The 16,722-nt window shown below is 50.9% G+C and carries 13 protein-coding genes; 1 reads left to right on the top strand and 12 read right to left on the bottom strand.

Going from position 1 to position 16,722, the window contains the following annotated elements:
* Positions 1–20: 20 nt before the first annotated feature.
* From ACYU87_RS08375 to priA, 3 genes are all read right to left on the bottom strand, one after another.
* The gene (locus ACYU87_RS08375) at positions 21–323 is read right to left on the bottom strand and encodes a hypothetical protein (protein ID WP_461133573.1); all 303 of its coding nucleotides are present in this window, start codon (positions 321–323) and stop codon (positions 21–23) included.
* 847 nt (positions 324–1,170) lie between these two features.
* Positions 1,171–1,449 carry a hypothetical protein gene (locus ACYU87_RS08370; protein ID WP_461133572.1) on the bottom strand — a complete coding sequence of 93 codons (279 nt, stop codon included), beginning with the start codon at positions 1,447–1,449 and terminating at the stop codon, positions 1,171–1,173.
* 324 nt (positions 1,450–1,773) lie between these two features.
* Positions 1,774–4,308 (bottom strand): replication restart helicase PriA, encoded by a 2,535-nt coding sequence (priA, locus tag ACYU87_RS08365; protein ID WP_461133571.1) that lies wholly within the window; start codon positions 4,306–4,308, stop codon positions 1,774–1,776.
* 322 nt (positions 4,309–4,630) lie between these two features.
* On the opposite strand from priA, the gene ACYU87_RS08360 reads away from it, so the two are divergent.
* Positions 4,631–5,638, top strand: a complete 1,008-nt coding sequence (locus tag ACYU87_RS08360) for a YpdA family putative bacillithiol disulfide reductase (RefSeq protein WP_461133570.1) — start codon at positions 4,631–4,633, stop codon at positions 5,636–5,638.
* 51 nt (positions 5,639–5,689) lie between these two features.
* Here ACYU87_RS08360 and ACYU87_RS08355 read toward each other — a convergent pair whose 3' ends face one another.
* The 9 genes from ACYU87_RS08355 to ACYU87_RS08315 form a co-directional block, all read right to left on the bottom strand.
* Positions 5,690–6,082 (bottom strand): LytR/AlgR family response regulator transcription factor, encoded by a 393-nt coding sequence (locus ACYU87_RS08355; RefSeq protein ID WP_461133569.1) that lies wholly within the window; start codon positions 6,080–6,082, stop codon positions 5,690–5,692.
* A 218-nt stretch (positions 6,083–6,300) separates the two neighbouring features.
* Positions 6,301–9,405, bottom strand: a complete 3,105-nt coding sequence (locus ACYU87_RS08350; protein WP_461133568.1) for an efflux RND transporter permease subunit — start codon at positions 9,403–9,405, stop codon at positions 6,301–6,303.
* Between the two features lie 20 nt (positions 9,406–9,425).
* The gene (locus ACYU87_RS08345; RefSeq protein ID WP_461133641.1) at positions 9,426–10,508 is read right to left on the bottom strand and encodes an efflux RND transporter periplasmic adaptor subunit; all 1,083 of its coding nucleotides are present in this window, start codon (positions 10,506–10,508) and stop codon (positions 9,426–9,428) included.
* Positions 10,509–10,549: 41 nt separating this feature from the next.
* The gene (locus ACYU87_RS08340) at positions 10,550–11,800 is read right to left on the bottom strand and encodes a TolC family protein (protein ID WP_461133567.1); all 1,251 of its coding nucleotides are present in this window, start codon (positions 11,798–11,800) and stop codon (positions 10,550–10,552) included.
* A 99-nt stretch (positions 11,801–11,899) separates the two neighbouring features.
* Positions 11,900–13,267: a sensor histidine kinase gene (locus tag ACYU87_RS08335; protein WP_461133566.1), complete on the bottom strand. Its 1,368-nt coding sequence runs from the start codon at positions 13,265–13,267 to the stop codon at positions 11,900–11,902.
* A 2-nt stretch (positions 13,268–13,269) separates the two neighbouring features.
* Positions 13,270–13,959: a response regulator transcription factor gene (locus ACYU87_RS08330; RefSeq protein WP_461133565.1), complete on the bottom strand. Its 690-nt coding sequence runs from the start codon at positions 13,957–13,959 to the stop codon at positions 13,270–13,272.
* 239 nt (positions 13,960–14,198) lie between these two features.
* The gene (locus tag ACYU87_RS08325; RefSeq protein ID WP_460940605.1) at positions 14,199–14,378 is read right to left on the bottom strand and encodes a hypothetical protein; all 180 of its coding nucleotides are present in this window, start codon (positions 14,376–14,378) and stop codon (positions 14,199–14,201) included.
* A 119-nt stretch (positions 14,379–14,497) separates the two neighbouring features.
* Positions 14,498–14,944, bottom strand: coding sequence for a cold-shock protein (locus tag ACYU87_RS08320; protein ID WP_461133564.1), 447 nt, complete (start codon positions 14,942–14,944; stop codon positions 14,498–14,500).
* Between the two features lie 526 nt (positions 14,945–15,470).
* Positions 15,471–16,718: a glycosyltransferase family 4 protein gene (locus tag ACYU87_RS08315; protein ID WP_461133563.1), complete on the bottom strand. Its 1,248-nt coding sequence runs from the start codon at positions 16,716–16,718 to the stop codon at positions 15,471–15,473.
* Positions 16,719–16,722 lie beyond the last annotated feature (4 nt).

Raw genomic sequence — 16,722 nt, 5'->3', positions numbered from 1 at the left:
TCTTCCGCTAAAAAAGCCACTCAATTATTGATTTTGTTGAGAATGTGAATTTCAGGTCCTTTGATAGACTCAATCGTCGCGGTTAAAATAAATTCTCTCTCGGATTTTTCTGTAACTACTGGTCGAGAGCCGTAGCTGGTCTGGACGATAAAATAGTACTGCTTAACCGGCTCAAAATGAAGATAGTAGGGTTTGATATCGACAAAGAAACCAATACTATCAACCGTCGTTTGAATAAGGTGCCAGGTTCGGGATTTGAGTATTACTGATCCTCCCTCATCAAGAGTGGTTTTTATTTCCGGAATCGACAAGCCACCAGACATCGCATGGAGAAAATGGAGCTTGGCGGAGCTGACAGATTAAGCTTGTTAACTAATGCTGATGAGACCAGCCAAAGCTATTATGCAATAAGTGTTTTCATGGTTCAATAAACCGTCTAAATTTTTCAATAAGTATACCGTACTACATGTTTTCGTCGGGATGACATAAAAGGACTGCTTTTATGTGTTTATAACAGCCACATTGACTATAGTAAAAAGGTAATGTGAGAAATAGACCAGCATGATAAGCTAGCCCAACTTTAAAATAGCGTTACTAAGTAAAATTCTTGATCAGGGAAAGCGTAACGTGAGTGTAGAATTTGGTTTGTAATAAGAATACCATAAAAGTTGATTCAAATTATAGTTCGTTCTCCCAACCTGAATGAATTGACCACTGATTCGTAAAGCCGTATCCGTATCGCTATTACCAGTTGATTGCGCTCTGACTTCGATTTGAGAATAAGAGCCGACAGTATTCTGAATGTCTTGGGCTGCTTTTTCGCCACTGGTCAACACGGCGTCCGGTTTACAGGAAATAGTAAGCAGCACGCTAACGACTAGTATTATAATGCGTTTAAAAGCCTTTGGCCAATAGGCATTAACTCGAGTCATGATATTAAGAAGAATGTGTTGCACAAGTGCTGAGGCTGTTGCAAAACTCTGCTCTGAGTAACACAGCTACGTAAATCAATTTAGTCTGCCAGAACTTTACGTCAAGATTGCTATCTCTCTGTGCATAGTCGAGTCGACTTCGATTTTGCAACAGCCACTGGCCTTATACTAAGCTGGCGATTGATAGGAGGCTAACTAAAAAGCTTCCTCAAATCGTCTATCAATCGTTTCTGCTGGACTACCGAATCTCAACTGGCGGAGCAGCATAAGGTACTTTCACGGGAGCGGGTTTGTAAATCGCCCCGGTCGCAAAATCAACAATAGTACCTGGCCAGAATAAAATGATATCCGCTATTAAGGCACCCACGCGTACTTGGCGTTGGGGTTGTCCATCCAATGGTTTGGTTACCTGGTAACTAGTTCTCGGTCCACCAAATACAGTTGCACAGCCACTTAAAACGATGACACAACTGCTGATAACGGCAGCCGTGGTAAGGAGGGATTTGATACGGGACATGGAATATATTTTAGTTTTTAGACTAAAGCCAGAAGGGACTAAGATTTAATCTGTTGCTCTGGTTAAAACAAGCTTTGTTACTGTCCATTCGTAGGCCATTTCCTGAATTTGTTCACTGGAAATCAGCCTAATATAAGAACGATGGCTGTTACAAAAGTCGGCACGATAGCATCAAACATAGTTCGTCATCTGATTTCTGAATGTTGTCTACCTCAAAAATGCTATTTATTGCCTACAACAGCTACTATACCTGCGTTAGGTAATAAAATCGTAATACAGAATTGACGTTTACCGCATTGTCACAAAACAACTCACTGACTACGCTCACAAGCAATCCACATCTGTTACAATACTTACCTGCCGCAGGCCCTTGTCGGTCAGAATATCGTTGATACGATCCTGAATGAAGGCTTTTACAGCTTTGATATTCACTTTGTCGCGCTCGATCTTGATCAGTATGTCGTATAGGAACTGGTTGCGAATTCGTTCTACCAGCGGTTCTTCGGGACCTAAAACGCGGCTACTTCCCAAGGCATCCGTTAGTTCAGTGGCCAGACGGCTGGCGGCCTGTTGACTAATAGCCCGGTCGGTATGCCGAACGGTCAGTTTGATCAGGCGGCAAAAGGGTGGGTAATTGAAGTTTTGTCGCTCCTGAAGCTCTTCCTCGTAAAGGCCCTTGTAGTTGTTGTCGATTACCTTTTGCAGTACCGGCTGCTGCGGATTGCTGGTCTGGATCAGCACCGTACCCTGTCGTCCGGCCCGTCGTCCGGCGCGCCCGCTTACCTGCGTAATCATCTGGAACGCCCGTTCGGTGGCGCGGAAGTCGGGGAAGTGAATAAGCCGGTCGGCGTCAAAAATACCGACCAGACTAACATTGTCGAAGTCGAGTCCTTTGGTAATCATCTGGGTGCCCACCAGAATATCGACTTGGCCGCCTTCAAACTCCTGAATGATTTGCTGGTACGCATTTTTGGCTCGGGTTGTATCCAGGTCCATGCGTAGGACCCGCGATTGCGGGAAGAAAATCTGTAGCTGATCTTCCAGCTTCTCCGTGCCGAAGCCAATGGTTTTTACTTTCGTCGATCCGCAGGTGGGGCAGGTGCGTGGCACAGATTCCTTGTGGCCGCAGTAATGGCAGCGTAGTTCTGCGTCGCGCTGGTGGTAGGTCAGGCTAACGGCGCAGTTGGTGCACTCGGCTGTCCAGTCGCAGTCTTCGCATTGCATGTAGGGCGAATAGCCCCGGCGGTTCTGAAACAGAATACTCTGCTCTTTCCGCTCCATATTCGCTTCCAGCGCACCGAGCAGCGCCGACGAAAACTCATTCTTCATCGTCTTCTGCTTTTTCTCCTGCTGCACATTCACCAATACAATGTTGGGCAGGGTTGCCGCGCCAAACCGCTGAAATAGTTCAACGAGTCCGTAACGACCTTGTTTGGCCTGGTAATAGGTTTCCAGCGAGGGTGTGGCCGACCCCAGCAAAACTTTGGCCTGCTGCCAGTGAGCGAGCATAATGGCCACATCGCGGGCGTGGTAACGGGGAGCCGGATCGTGCTGTTTGTAGCTGGTTTCGTGTTCTTCGTCAACGATGATCAGGCCCAGATTATCGAACGGCAGAAACACCGCCGACCGGACGCCAACCACAAACTGGTACTGGCCGGACACAACGCCTTTCCAGACTTCCACCCGCTCGTTGTCCGAAAACTTGGAGTGGTAAATACCCATGGTATCGCCGAAAACCCGTTGCAAACGAACCACGATCTGAGTTGTCAGGGCAATTTCGGGGAGCAGGTACAGCACTTGCGATCCGCCGGCCAGGGCTTGCTGGATGAGGTCGATATACACTTCCGTTTTACCACTGCCGGTAATACCATGAAGCAGTACAATGTTCTGGGTATCAAACTGGCTCATGATCTGCGTCGACGCGGCCCGTTGCGCGTCCGTCAGTTGAATCTCTGCCTGGGGCGTTCCGGCGTTACTATCCGAGAAGCGCGGCTGGATAATCTCGAACGTTTCGAACACCTGGTTCCTGATCAGTGTCGACAGTGACGATTGCGATAGCTCATCATCCTGGTTTAAAATCGATTTATCAAGTCCTTTCTGGTTGAGGGCGGGCGTGCGCTGCATCGGAATATGGCTCAGGTAGCGCATCACGATCTCCTGCTGTTTCGGGAGTTTTTCAAGCCGCTGCAGCAGAACCAGCAGCTGCTCCCGTTCTTCGTAGGTACGGTGCAGGCGGACCTTCCGAATCATTTTCGGGACGTATTTTTCCCGCACTTCCTCAAAGACAATAATGGCCTTTTTACCCACCAGCGACTTGATGAGGGCGGCTGCATTGCTGCCTTCGCCCATAAGTCGCTCCAGTTCTTCGTAGGATAACGCCGGGTGTTTTTTTAACTCGGTCAGTAAAGTCGTTTCAAACTCGGTGAGCAGTTCAGGATAGTCGAAATCGGGATTGAACTGTACCTTCGACTGGCTCGAAATCTTCAGGCCCGACGGGAGCGCAACGTTCATGACTTCACCAATGCAGCACATGTAGTACTCCGCTATCCACCTGAAGAGTTCTAGCTGGTAACTGGTCGTTAACGGGTAATCATCCAGAATTTCGTTGATGTAACGGGCCTGATACCCAGTAGGGGGGGTGTTGTGGAGCTTGGCAACGATAGCCGTGAGAACCCGGCCATTCCTTTTTCCGAAGGGAACAATAACCCTGGCCCCAATTTTAATGACCTCTGCCATGCCGCGGGGAACGCGGTAAGTGAATAGTTTGGGAACAGGAATGGGTAAGATCAAATCGGCGAAGAAAGTGACCTCTTCACTGTCGAATGATAAGAATAAGGTATCGGCTTTGTTTTCCACCATGATGACGAACGTCTAGTAAATATACAGACAAAACCGCTCGCTACGGGCAAACGCCCTGCCTAAAAAGGGCGGATCCTGGCAAAGATAGTGGTGTGCCACTAGTAAAAACGGGCTGCTGGCTGGTTGCAACGGGTTGTATAGCAGGAATAGAAGAAGATTTCAGTATGGGCAAAAGGCCCGCCGTATCGGCGCTGAATACCGGTACGTGAACCGGAAATAGGTGCGGTTTACGCAACCTTTGAGGACTTTTTGCTTGTTAATAGAGTATACCGTGTTCTCGCATTCACGGACAGAAATAATTGCGCCTTACTGAGCACTCTATATGCAAACATACGATGTCATTATTGTTGGCGGTGGCCCCTGTGGGCTGGCGGCTGGTATTGAAGCGGCAAAAGCCGGATTGAGTCATCTGATTCTGGATATGGGTAGTTTGACAGAGTCGATTCGGCAATATCCACGCCGTATGCGGTTCTTTTCAACCGCCGAAAACATTGAAATTGGCGGGCTCCCGTTTGCTATCTCAGATGTGAAAGCCGGTCGTGATGAAGCGCTTCAGTACTACCGCAAAGCAGCCGCTTACTATCATCTGAATTTCGAGTTGTTCAAAGAAGTTTGGGCCGTGCGTAAAGACAGCGATGACACATTTGTCGTTACAACCACAATGGGCGAAGACGTTCGGGCGCGGAAAGTGATCATGGCAACGGGTTACTTTACCCGCCCCCGCTGGCTCGATATTCCCGGCGAAAATCTGCCGCATGTTTCTCATTACTACGATGAGCCGTTCAAATACTCGTTTACCAACGTGGTGATCATTGGTGGATCGAATTCGGCCGTCGAAGCTGCGCTGGAGTTGTACCGGCACGACGTGAACATAACCGTAGTACACCGGGGCGATGATTTCCGCAGTACGGTAAAGTACTGGCTTGTGCCGGACGTGAAAAACCGGGTGAAAGAGGGACGAATAAAAACGGCTTTCAACACCTGCGTGACGCAGATCAACGAGAAATCTGTCACGATTAATAACCTGCAAACCGGCGAAGAAACGGAGATTCCGGCCGATTTTGTCCTGGTCCTGACGGGGTATATTCCGGATGCTGATCTATTGCATCGGTGCGGTATCGAGCTCGATCCGGTAACGCAGGTGCCTACCTACAACAAGGAAACCTTCGAGACTACGGTGCCGGGCCTGTACGTGTGCGGTACGGTTATGGCGGGTATTTACACCGAAAAGGTTTTCATCGAGAATGGCCGCGAACATGCGCGGGCCATCGTCGACCACATTATGGGCCGCGAGGTGCATAAAGTAGCCGAGCTGATTCAGCGTATCTGAGTGGTTTGGCGGGATCGTGCAGAAGCCAGACCCCGCCAATATTCGGCTGATTTAATTTGATAGACTATGCTTCGCGAACATTCGCCTGACGGTAAACCAACGGCGACGGGAAACGGGTAAAACCGCCCCCGACCGCAGGTGAACAAGTCCGCCCTTGTCCGGCTCGACGCGCTCCATCCGATCAATAAAGTTTATGTTAACGATGCAGTTGCGGTGTAGGCGAATAAACCAGTTGTCGGGTAGTTGGGGCACGTAGTACTTCAAGGTACGCGGCATCAGTATACGCTGGCCATCTTTCCAGTGGAGCCAGGTGTAGTTGCCGGTAGCCTGCAAAAACAGGAGGTCCGCTATGGGAAGATCAATTTGCTTGTTTGATCGTACAGACATCGTTAGCGCACCGGTTGGTGTGGTAACCAGTGGCGTTGGAAAAAGGCTGTTATTCATGGGCTTGAGTGGAGAAGTTGGTCACATTGCCTAAGTAATAATATACACCAGTATACTTGCTTGAGCGGGATCAAAAATAACCTACCCTGAAGACCAGGCAGCATTTATGTTGTCAACGACGGCTATTCGTAGCTGAATAACGGTATAGCGTCAGTAAACAGCAGAACGGCCATCTATTCAAAGTGAATAGATGGCCGTTCTGCTGTTTACACTACCGGTTAAATAGTTAACGCGTGATGCTTGCGATTGAATATCCGGTAAATTATAGGAAAGATAAGCAGCGTCAGAATCGTCGCTGTGATGAGTCCGCCAATCACTACTATAGCCAGTGGTTTCTGTGTCTCGGAACCAATACCTGTCGAGACGGCGGCTGGTAACAAGCCAATGGCAGCCATGAGCGCCGTCATGACGACTGGTCGAATCCGCGACCGGACGCCCTCCCGAATGGCTTCATCGAGCGGCATTCGGGCTTTGCGGTTGTTGTTGAATACCGAGATCAGGATGACACCATTCTGCACGCAAATACCGAACAGCGCAATGAAACCTACCCCCGCCGAAATACCGAAGTTCATGCCGGTTACGTGCAACGCCAGAATACCACCAATGAGGGCAAACGGCACGTTGAGCAGTACCAGTCCCGCATCTTTGGCGCTCCCGAACAGAATGAACAAAATAACGAAAATCGTTGCCAGGCTAATGGGTACCACCTGCCCTAACCGACTGGTTGCCCGCACCTGGTTCTCGAACTCGCCGGTCCAGCTAATGCTGTATCCTTTGGGCAGGTCATTGATGGCTTTATCGACCCGCTGCTGAGCCTCGGCAACGGTACTACCGAGGTCGCGCTCCCGCACCGAAAATTTCACGCCCACAAATCGTTTGTTGTTGTCCCGGTACACAAAGGCGGGTCCCGTCACTTCGCGCAGAGTGGCAATTTCGCGGAGCGGTATCTTGTCTCCGCGCAGGGTCGGTACCATCAGCCGCATAATGTCATCACCCGTACGCCGGTAATCTTCGCCGTACCGAACCCGAATGTCGAATTTGCGTTCGCCCTCGTACAGAACAGACGCTGTTTTACCCCCAATGGCCATCTCGATAACCGACTGGGCGTCGGCCGTTGTTACGCCGTAAAGCGCCATCTTCCGGTCGTCGAACATGACGCTGATTTCCGGCTGACCAATGTTTCGCAGGATGCCCACATCTTTCACCCCCGGCACATCGCGGATGGCCTCCGTTACCCGGTTTGCATATTTTTCGAGCTCGTCGAGGTCACTGCCGAAGATCTTGATTCCGTTGCTGGCTTTGAACCCGGCTACGGCTTCGGCAACGTTATCAATAATGGGCTGCGAGTAGTTGTAGTTAATGCCCTGGTAGTTCTTTAGTTTTGCGTCCATCTCTTCGATCAGGCCATCGACCGAAATGGTACGCTTCCAGGCTGTTTTAGGCTGAAGATCGACCTGGAACTGACAGAAGTAGAATCCGTTGGGGTCGGTGCCGTCGTTGGAGCGGCCCGTTTGCGAGAGAATTTGTTTTACTTCCGGAAACTTCTGGAGATCTTCCCGGATCGAATGGGCCATTTTGATGCTTTCGGGCAGCGACATGCTCATGGGCATTTCGGCCGTTACCCACAAGGCTCCTTCGTTGAGCGTCGGCAGAAATTCTGATCCTAACAGCGTTGACGAAAAGAACGTGGTTGCCATAAAGGCGATGCTGGCAAATAAACTCAGCCGCCGACGGGAAAAGCACCACGTGAAGCCCGCCATCACGGTTCGATCGAAGAAGTTGACCAGCGGGTTATTCTTTTCCCTGACGTCTTTTTTGAGCAGTATCGAACACAAAACCGGAACCAGCGTCAGCGTAAACAGCAGCGCACCCAACAGGGCAAATCCCAGGGTCCAGGCCAGGGGCGAGAACATTTTTCCTTCTACTTTCTGGAACGAAAAGATGGGTAGCAGGGCGGTGATGATGATCAGCTTGGAGAAGAAAACAGCTTTGCCCAGCTCACCGCCGGTTTTTTTGATCAGCCCCCACTTGGCCATTTTATTGAATTTGGCCATGCCGACGCGGTGAGCCTGGTGGTCGAGCGTGACGAAAATGCCCTCGACCATAACCACCGCGCCGTCGACAATGATCCCGAAATCAACAGCACCCATGGACAGCAGGTTGGCTGACATACCCCGCAGTCTGAGGCACATGAACGCAAACAGCAGGGCCAGCGGGATAACAATCGACACAATGACGGTGGTGCGCCAGTCGGCCATGAATAAAAACACAACGACCGTTACCAGAACGATCCCTTCGGTCAGGTTGTGCAGCACCGTTCGGGTGCAAAATGAAATCAGGTCGTCGCGGTCATAGAACGTGACCAGCTTGACATCGGAGGGTAAAACGCGGGTATTCAACTCGTCAATTTTAGCTTTTACCCGTTCTAGTACCTCGCTGGGGTTTTCATTTTTGCGCATGACCACGATACCCTCGACCACATCGTCGTCGCTATTGAGGCCCACCTGCCCAACGCGCGGCAGGTTCGACTCGGCTACTTCAGCCACGTTTTTGACAAGGACCGGATTGCCGCTCAAATCCTCAACGATCAGGTTCTCGATATCGGCAACTGACGTTAACAGACCAATGCCCCGCACCACATACGCCTGCCCGTTTCGCTCGATGACATCGCCCCCCACGTTGATGTTGCTGCGCGTTACGGCCTGGTACACTTCCAGGGGCGTAATATCGTATTTGGCCAATTGGGTCGGGTTAACCCGAATCTCATAGCTCTTTTCCCGCCCGCCAAACGCAACCACATCGGCTACACCCGGTACACTGCGGAGCTGGCGGTCAATGACCCAGTTGTGGAGCGTAAGCAGCTCGCGGCTGTCGCGGTTGGGCGATTCGAGCGTAAATCGGAAAATCTCGCCGGTAGGGCCATAAGGCGGTTGCACTTCCGGATCGACACCCTCGGGCAGCGATACCGAGCGAAGTTGGTTATTGACCTGCTGCCGGGCGAAAAAGTCGTCGACATCGTCATCGAAAATAATCTTGATGACGCTCAGCCCGAACATGGTGACGGAGCGAACGCTGGATTTGCGCTGCACGGAGTTCATCCCGATTTCGATGGGCGCCGTGACAAAGCGTTCGATTTCTTCGGCCGAGCGGCCCTTCCATTCCGTTACGACAATAATCTGGGTATTCGTAACATCCGGAAAAGCTTCGAGTGGGGTGGTGAGGTAACTGGCAATACCGGCAATGATGAGGCCGATGGTCATGAAAAAGATAAAGAAGCGGTTCTTCAGCGAAAAACCCACTACGTTACGGATGAAAGCATTCATAGCTGAGGTGGAGAAGTGGGTTAATCATTCAGCGCGTCGTACACCAAAAGCTGATTTTTGGCAATGACCCGTTCGCCCGGTTTGATACCGGTACGGATATACGCTACGTCGCCGAGGGACTTGAGCAGGGTTACTTCTCGGGTTTCAATGTCGGTGCGGCTGTTGAACACCATGACATAGTGCTTGGATTTGTCGAAAATGACTGATCCGGCGGGTATTGTGGCCATCTGCCCGCCATCTTCGTAGCGAATGGTTACGGTTGCGTGCATTTCGGGGCGTAACTTGAGGCCGGGGTTCGGGAGCCGGATGCGTACCGTCATGGCTTTGGTGCCGGGGTCGAGCACGGTATAGAGCTTGTCAACTTTTCCCCGGAACAGCTCATCGGGATAAGCCAGCGTCTGCATCTCGGCCGACATACCGGGCTTTACCCGGCTAATGTCGCTTTCGTTGACATTGGCGAGGACCCACACGTCGCTGATCTGCCCGACTGTAAACAGGCTATTGGCATTGTCTGACCGGAGCTGCGTACCCTGGTTTACGTTTTTCTGAATGATATAGCCATCAATGGGCGCTTTGACGACGTAGGTCGATGACTTGCCGACACCATAAATTCGGTACACTTCTTTGATTCGATTCACTTCGGCCTGCGCGCGTTCCACCTCTTTCTGGGCCGCAATCACCTCGCGCTGGGAGTTGAGTTTGCTCTCGAACAGGTCCTGCGCTACCCGAAAATTCTTCTCGGCCAGAAGCAGGTCGGCCTGTGCCTGGGTATTCTGGCGCTCAAAATCAGCGACTTCGCCCGACCGAATGGTTGCCAGCGTCTGACCTTTCCGAACATAATCACCGAGTTCTACCTTTACGGCTTCGACGTTACCACCAACCAGTGGAAATACCTCGATAACCCGGTTTTCGTCGGCGATAATACGCCCCACGAGCGTCAGTTCGCTGCGCAAGGGCTGAATTTTGGCGGTGTCAATCCGAATTTTACGGAGCATTGTGTCCGACAGCATAAATGCCGTAGCCTCCTGAGGGGCGGGTTTGGGCTGGCAGCCTGGCAGTAGTCCCGTGAGACCTGCCAGGCAGAAAAAAGTGAGGATGCGCATGGGTAGCGGAGCGTTCATGATCAAGGAAAGAAGACGTGTGATTAGTTGAATAAGTCGTCGCCAAGGAGGTAGTTGAGTTCCTCATATGCGTTGACGCGGTCGGCTTTCAGGCGATTGAGCTGCCGAACGCTCTCGTTGTAGGTTTCGATCAGATCGACAAACTCCAGCAGCGAGATATTCCCCTTCTGAAAACTTGTCACAACGCCCTGATTCAGCAATTCGAACTGCTCGGTAAAACGGCCCTCTACCGACTGGACCATCTGCTCGACATCCCGGACTTTTTGCAGTGCTGTCGACACTTCGTTCGTTATTTGTATGGCCCGCTGTTTCTGAATCTGGCTCTGGTAAGCGATCTGGCTACGAGCGGCCCGGATAGCCCCCTGGTTTCGGTTGAATACCGGCAGGTCCATCCCTACCGACAACCCTACGTAATTGGCGATGTAGTTACCATTCTGATCGTAGTTGCCACCCACCCGCAGGTCGGGCTTGGCCAGTGCTTTCTGAAGGGTGTAGTTCAACTCCGCCTGCTTGCTCAACGACTGAGCCGCCAGCAAATCGGGGCGATTCCGTAGCGCCAACTGCCGCAGCGAGTCTTCCGGTTGCGATGGAATACGGTAACGGGTCAGGGCCTCGTTTCGAACAATCGGCTGAATCGGTTGCTCTGACGATAACAGGGTTCGAATACTTCGCTGATCTTCGGCCAGTTGAAACCGGATTTCGTTACGGTCGTTGCTCAACTGAAACAGCAGGGCTTTGAGTCGAAGCAGCTCCCGCAGCGATACATTGTTACGGTCATATTCGCGTTCGTAAGCCGTTACGGTCGTTTGGATCGTGGCAATCTGCCGGTTGTAGCGGGCAATCGTCTGCTGCTGAAAATAAATGGCGTAGAACCGGCTGCGTAACTCAAATCGAAGGCCACGGAGCAGATCAAGTAGTTCGAGTTCGGTCAGGTGAGCGGCTTCGGTAGCCAGAGCAACCCGTTTGTTACGCTTGCCGGCCGTGTACAGTAACTGCTGGATGGATATGATTTTTTCGCCCCCTCGCCCTACATCCAGCGCTCGTCTTGTCTGTCCATTGTAGGCGCTTATCTCCACACTGGCGGTCGGGTTGTCGCGCAGGCTGGCCTGTAAAATCTGAGCCTGGCTAACGTCGATCCGAAACCGCTCTGCCAGGAGCAAAAGGTTATTTTTGATGAATACGCTATCCGCCTGTTGCCGGGTAAGACGCAGGGAATCCTGGGCGCTAACCTGACCAGCGATAAGAAGCAAAAAAAGAAAAAGGCCGGAACGCATTACGGATGGTTTTGTTGATACCAGCCACAAAGTTGCTAAGGCGAATCAGACCGTCCGATTTTAACCGATTAGAAAAAAATTAGATTTCCTTAAGGGAGCTTAAGGCCGGGGTAACAGCATAGTGAACGTGCTTCCCTGAGCAGGTTCACTGGCTACGCTGATATGGCCATTGTGTAGCTCCATAATGCGCTGACAAACAGCTAGTCCTATGCCGAAGCCGCCAAATTGGATAGCACCTGGTGCCCGGTAAAATGGCTCGAAAATGTGTTTCTGCTCGTCGGTACTCAGGCCAATTCCCGCGTCGGTCACGCTCAGCCAGACCTGTTGTACGCTCTTGCCGATGGTTACGCTCGCCCGCTGATCGGCGGCATATTTACAGGCATTGTCGAGCAGGTTCAGTACGACACGGACCAGCAGGGATTCGTTGCCCAGCACAACCATATCCGTTTCCGTTTCCGGAATTTGATCGTACTGAAACGATACGGTATACCGGGGGTGGGCCGTGAGCAATTCTTCCTGAGCGGCAAAAAATACGTCATCGAGCCGGACCGAAGTCAGGGTAACGGCTTCCAGGTTTTCGAGGGTGCGTGCCAGCAGTAGCAGGCTATTCGATAGGGCGATCAGCCGGTCCGTATCCGAAAGGAGGTTCTGAAGAATTTCGGTATGTCTTTCGGCGGAAAGCGGTCGGCGGAGACCCAGTTGAATTTCAGATTTGAGGGCGGCTAACGGGGTTCGTAATTCATGCGACGCGTGCGATACGAAGCTACGCTGCTGCTCGAATGCCTGCTCCAGGCGTTGCAGTACGGCGTTAAAATTAACGGCTAGCTGGTCGATCTCATCCTGCCGGGGACCTTCGTCGAGCCGTTGGCGAAGGTTACGGGCGGTAATGGTTTGTACCTGCCGGTTGATGTGGCCAATTGGTTGCAGCGATTGGCCGGCAAAGAAAAAGCCGAGGCCAATGGTTAACCCGATGCCACCCAATAGCCCCCAAACGAGCGTCAGATACAAATTTTCCAGTTTGCTTTGCCCGAATCGGTCATAGGCCGACGCCAGCACAACCAGACGTTTTCCGTTCGCTTCGTACAGAATGCCAACCAGCTCGCTCTCGCCGTTAGTCGTTTCAATTTCCCGTTCCCGACGAACGGCATCGAGTAAATCGGGCTTGTAGCGAACGGGGTAATCGTCGACACTGCTGTAAACCAGTTTATTGTTGTCATCCAGAATCAGGACTTTCTCATCGATCATGGCCGACAGGGTATTCCGGTCGATGATCCGAAGCAGATCCTGGTCCACCTCCTTCACTTCGACCAGAAAACGGACCGTGGTTCGGGCTTTGCTCTTGAGTCGTTCGTAGAATTCCTCCCGTCGATAGGTTGCCGAAACCAGGTAGATCAACAGCGAAAACCCGATCAGGATCGACGCGACGATCAACGTAAACTGGCCTGATATGCGGTTGCGAATGGTCATGCTTATTCTTCTTTCAGGACATACCCATAGCCGGAGCGGGTGTGAATAAGTTTGGGCGAAAAGTCGCGATCTACTTTTTTGCGGAGGTAGTTCACGTAAACTTCCACTACGTTCGTGCCTGTGTCGAAGGGAATGCGCCAAACGTGTTCGGTTAGTTCAAGTCTGGATATGGCCCGGCCTGTGTGTTGCATGAGGTACTCCAGCAGCACAAACTCTTTGGTTGTCAGTTCAATCAGGGTCTTGTCCCGAAAAATCTCCCGCGTAGTACGATTGAGCGTCAGATTGGCTACGGTAAGGATGTCGTCGGACTTGTCGGGTTCTGTGCGCAGATCGGCCCGGCGCAGACAGGCCGCCACCCGCGCCAATAATTCCCGGAAATCAAATGGCTTCACCAGGTAGTCATCGGCGCCAACGCCCAGGCCGGTTACTTTATCTTCAATCTCGCCATAGGCCGTCAGCATCAGAACGGGCAGGTGCGGATTTTCGGCGCGTAACTCGCGGCACAGATCATAGCCATTCAGGCCCGGCAGATTTATGTCGAGAATAATCAGATCGAACGGATTGGAGAAGGCTAGTTGTCGGCCTTCGAACCCATCGTAGGCAATGACGGTGTCGTACCCTTCATCGGTCAGGCCCCGGCTTATGTTCTGAGCAATGCGCCGATCGTCTTCCACAAGCAGAATTGTCTTCATCGGTGTCAAAACTATAGAACGACGTAAAACTGATTTTATGAATACCAACGCGTCAACCCACGGTTTGTGTCTTCCCGAACCATGAATATATAGCGACCCATTTTCCTTTAGCCTTGCCGATTATGGTCGTTATGAGCGTGGTAAAGTCATTGGGTTAATTCTGTCCTGGGCGTAAAAAAAGCCCGGCATGATGGGCCGGGCTATGGTATCGCAAACAAATGGGTCACTAAATTCGTCCCTTATCGCTTCCGCTTCACTGACGTTCGGGCTGCAACTTCGGCCTGAAACTTTACCTTTAACTTCCGATCCAGTTCTTTATCACGGGGTACAAAGATACTTGTTTTGCCATCCGAAGACTTGAGCATCCAGTAGACGCTATCAGTAGTTGGGGGAATGGAAGTGTACGTCTGTTGGCTCATAACCTAGGGGATAATAATGGATTCATGTGACCGTATTGGTACATGTCTATCCAGACAACCCCATTTGGTTGTAATTAGTGTCATTTATGACCAAAGAGCCCTTAGAATAATTCTAAAAGCTAAGCGACCTGCTTGGTTACGTCAACCGCACTTTGGCCTTTTGGCGTCATTTCAACGGTGAAAGACACTTTGTCGTGCTCTTTGATGGGTTCCTTTAGTCCATTGACGTGTACGAAAACACTGTCCTGCGACTGGAGATCTTTGATGAAGCCGTACCCTTTTGAGTCGTTAAAAAAGGTAACTACACCTTGTCTGATCAAATCCTGGGGGTCAGTCGGTTCCTGTTTGGCAACACCAATCTGAATATCCTCCTGATCAATGCGCTTCTTTTTTCTAGGGTCGGGAGGAGTTGACGAAATATTTCCGTTCTCATCCACGTACGCCATCATTTCGTCAAGAGCAAGTCCTTTTACGGCATTTGCCTTCCGATCTTCTCGTTTTTCTTCTTTGTCTTTTCTCTTTTTTTGTCTAGCCTTCTCTTTTTCTTTTTTACTAAATGTCTCCATTCCGCGGTTTTATTCGTGTGAGGTTAACCTACCTGAACTAGGTATGGTATTTTCTGGAAGCGGTGGCTAGGTAGATTGAAAATGGATATACGTAGCAGTTATAGCTGCCCCACCTGATAAATAACCAAAAACGAGTGAAATAAGTTGACCATCGTCCGTGGATTACGCGATATTATGAACGATATCTATTCTGGCCGGGAGTTCACTTAAGCAAACCGGCATTTTTCGTCAGCAAAAGCCGTTCCAGAAAAAGTTTTAACGGAGAACTGTAGCCCCTCAAATGAGAAGACACAGCGCTTACAGAGGAAGGACAACAACAGAGGCTAGCCTCGACTGGGCCCGTTACGAAGTTTAAACTAAAAAGCCCCATTACAAAGTAAGGGGGCTTTATGTTACTATACCTAATTTTAGTAAAACAAGTGCTAAATAGGTGGCAATCTAAAGAAACCTATTTCCTTTTCATAGGACTGCCCAATGGTCTTTATCTAGCGGCTCTTTTGATGTTGATGTATTCATTTTCAATAGCTTAGATGCGCATTACTTTCTCGATTCCGGCGAGCATATCCTGCGCTACGGCTTCGGGTGAGTATGGAGTAATGATACATCGGGAGGCCTCCTGCATGTTCGCCCGTTCGAGGTCATTGCGCATAAAGCGAAGAAGTAAATCTGTAAGCTGGGCCTGATTTTTCGGGTCAAAAACAAATCCGTTTTTGCCTTCCTGAACCAGATCAGCGGCACAACCGCACCGATCAGAAACAATGACGGGCATGCCGCAGGCCATCGCTTCATTAACTACCAATCCCCAGGGTTCTGACAGGCTGGGTAACACCAGTACATCACTCAGGGCTAGTATATCGGGCACCTGATACCAGGGGCGGCTTGGCATCAATTTGACCCGATCAGTCAGTTTCAGGTCGTTGATCTGGCTCGTAAGCGAATCAGAATCGGGTCCCTCCCCTAACAAAATCAGTCCCCAGTCGGCCGACTGAGGAGCTTGGTTCAGGGCTTCGGAAAAAGCCGAAATGAGCCTGGGTAGATTTTTGAATGCAATGAACCGGCCCACAAAAACGAAGTTGTTTGGGCGCAGTCCGAGTCGATTCTGTTCCGCAGTGCGGTTGATCAAGGCACGCTCGTATGCAGCCTGCAAAGTATTGTTATCAACGGCGTTTTTGCGAAGCAGAATCTTATCCGGACTGACTCCTAGTTGAATTAGGTAGTTGGCTGACTGCGTTCCGAAACAGAAGAACCCATCGCACTGCCTGAAAATCCAGCGTTTGATGCGTTCTTTCCAGCCGCCCCGGTCATGGTCGGCGGCTGTACTTTCATTCTGCATGATTACCCGAATGCCATTGCGTTTGGCCCACCACAGTAAAAAGACCTGTGCGAAATCATAGTAGCCCGTGAGAACAATAATATCCGGTTTGTAAGCGCGGGTCCGCACCAAAAGTGCCTTCCTTCGGTCGCGCAGGTTAACCTCTTCTATAAATCGATCGAAGAGCAGTTCGTACGTGTACGTGTAAGCGGGCGTAGTCCCGTCGCTCGGGGCGGCTTCGAGTTTGGCTCTGGATTTCTCGTTACGGGCAATCTGAAAAACGGCAAGGCTGGTAGCCGGTAGCTGGTCGGTAAGTTGTTGTAACGCCTGAAAAACACTGGATTTGTAATGAGCCCAGAGGATGTTATGAACAATCAGAATGCGCATCAGGTAAGGGGAAGAATCGCGATCAGGTAATGGCAACGGGCTGTTTTCAGGCAGGCACGCTGGTGAGTTGATCAAACGG

The organism is Spirosoma lituiforme (assembly GCF_054776635.1).
The sequence above is the reverse complement of the archived record's forward strand: the minus strand, read 5'-3'. Positions and strand labels throughout refer to the sequence as shown.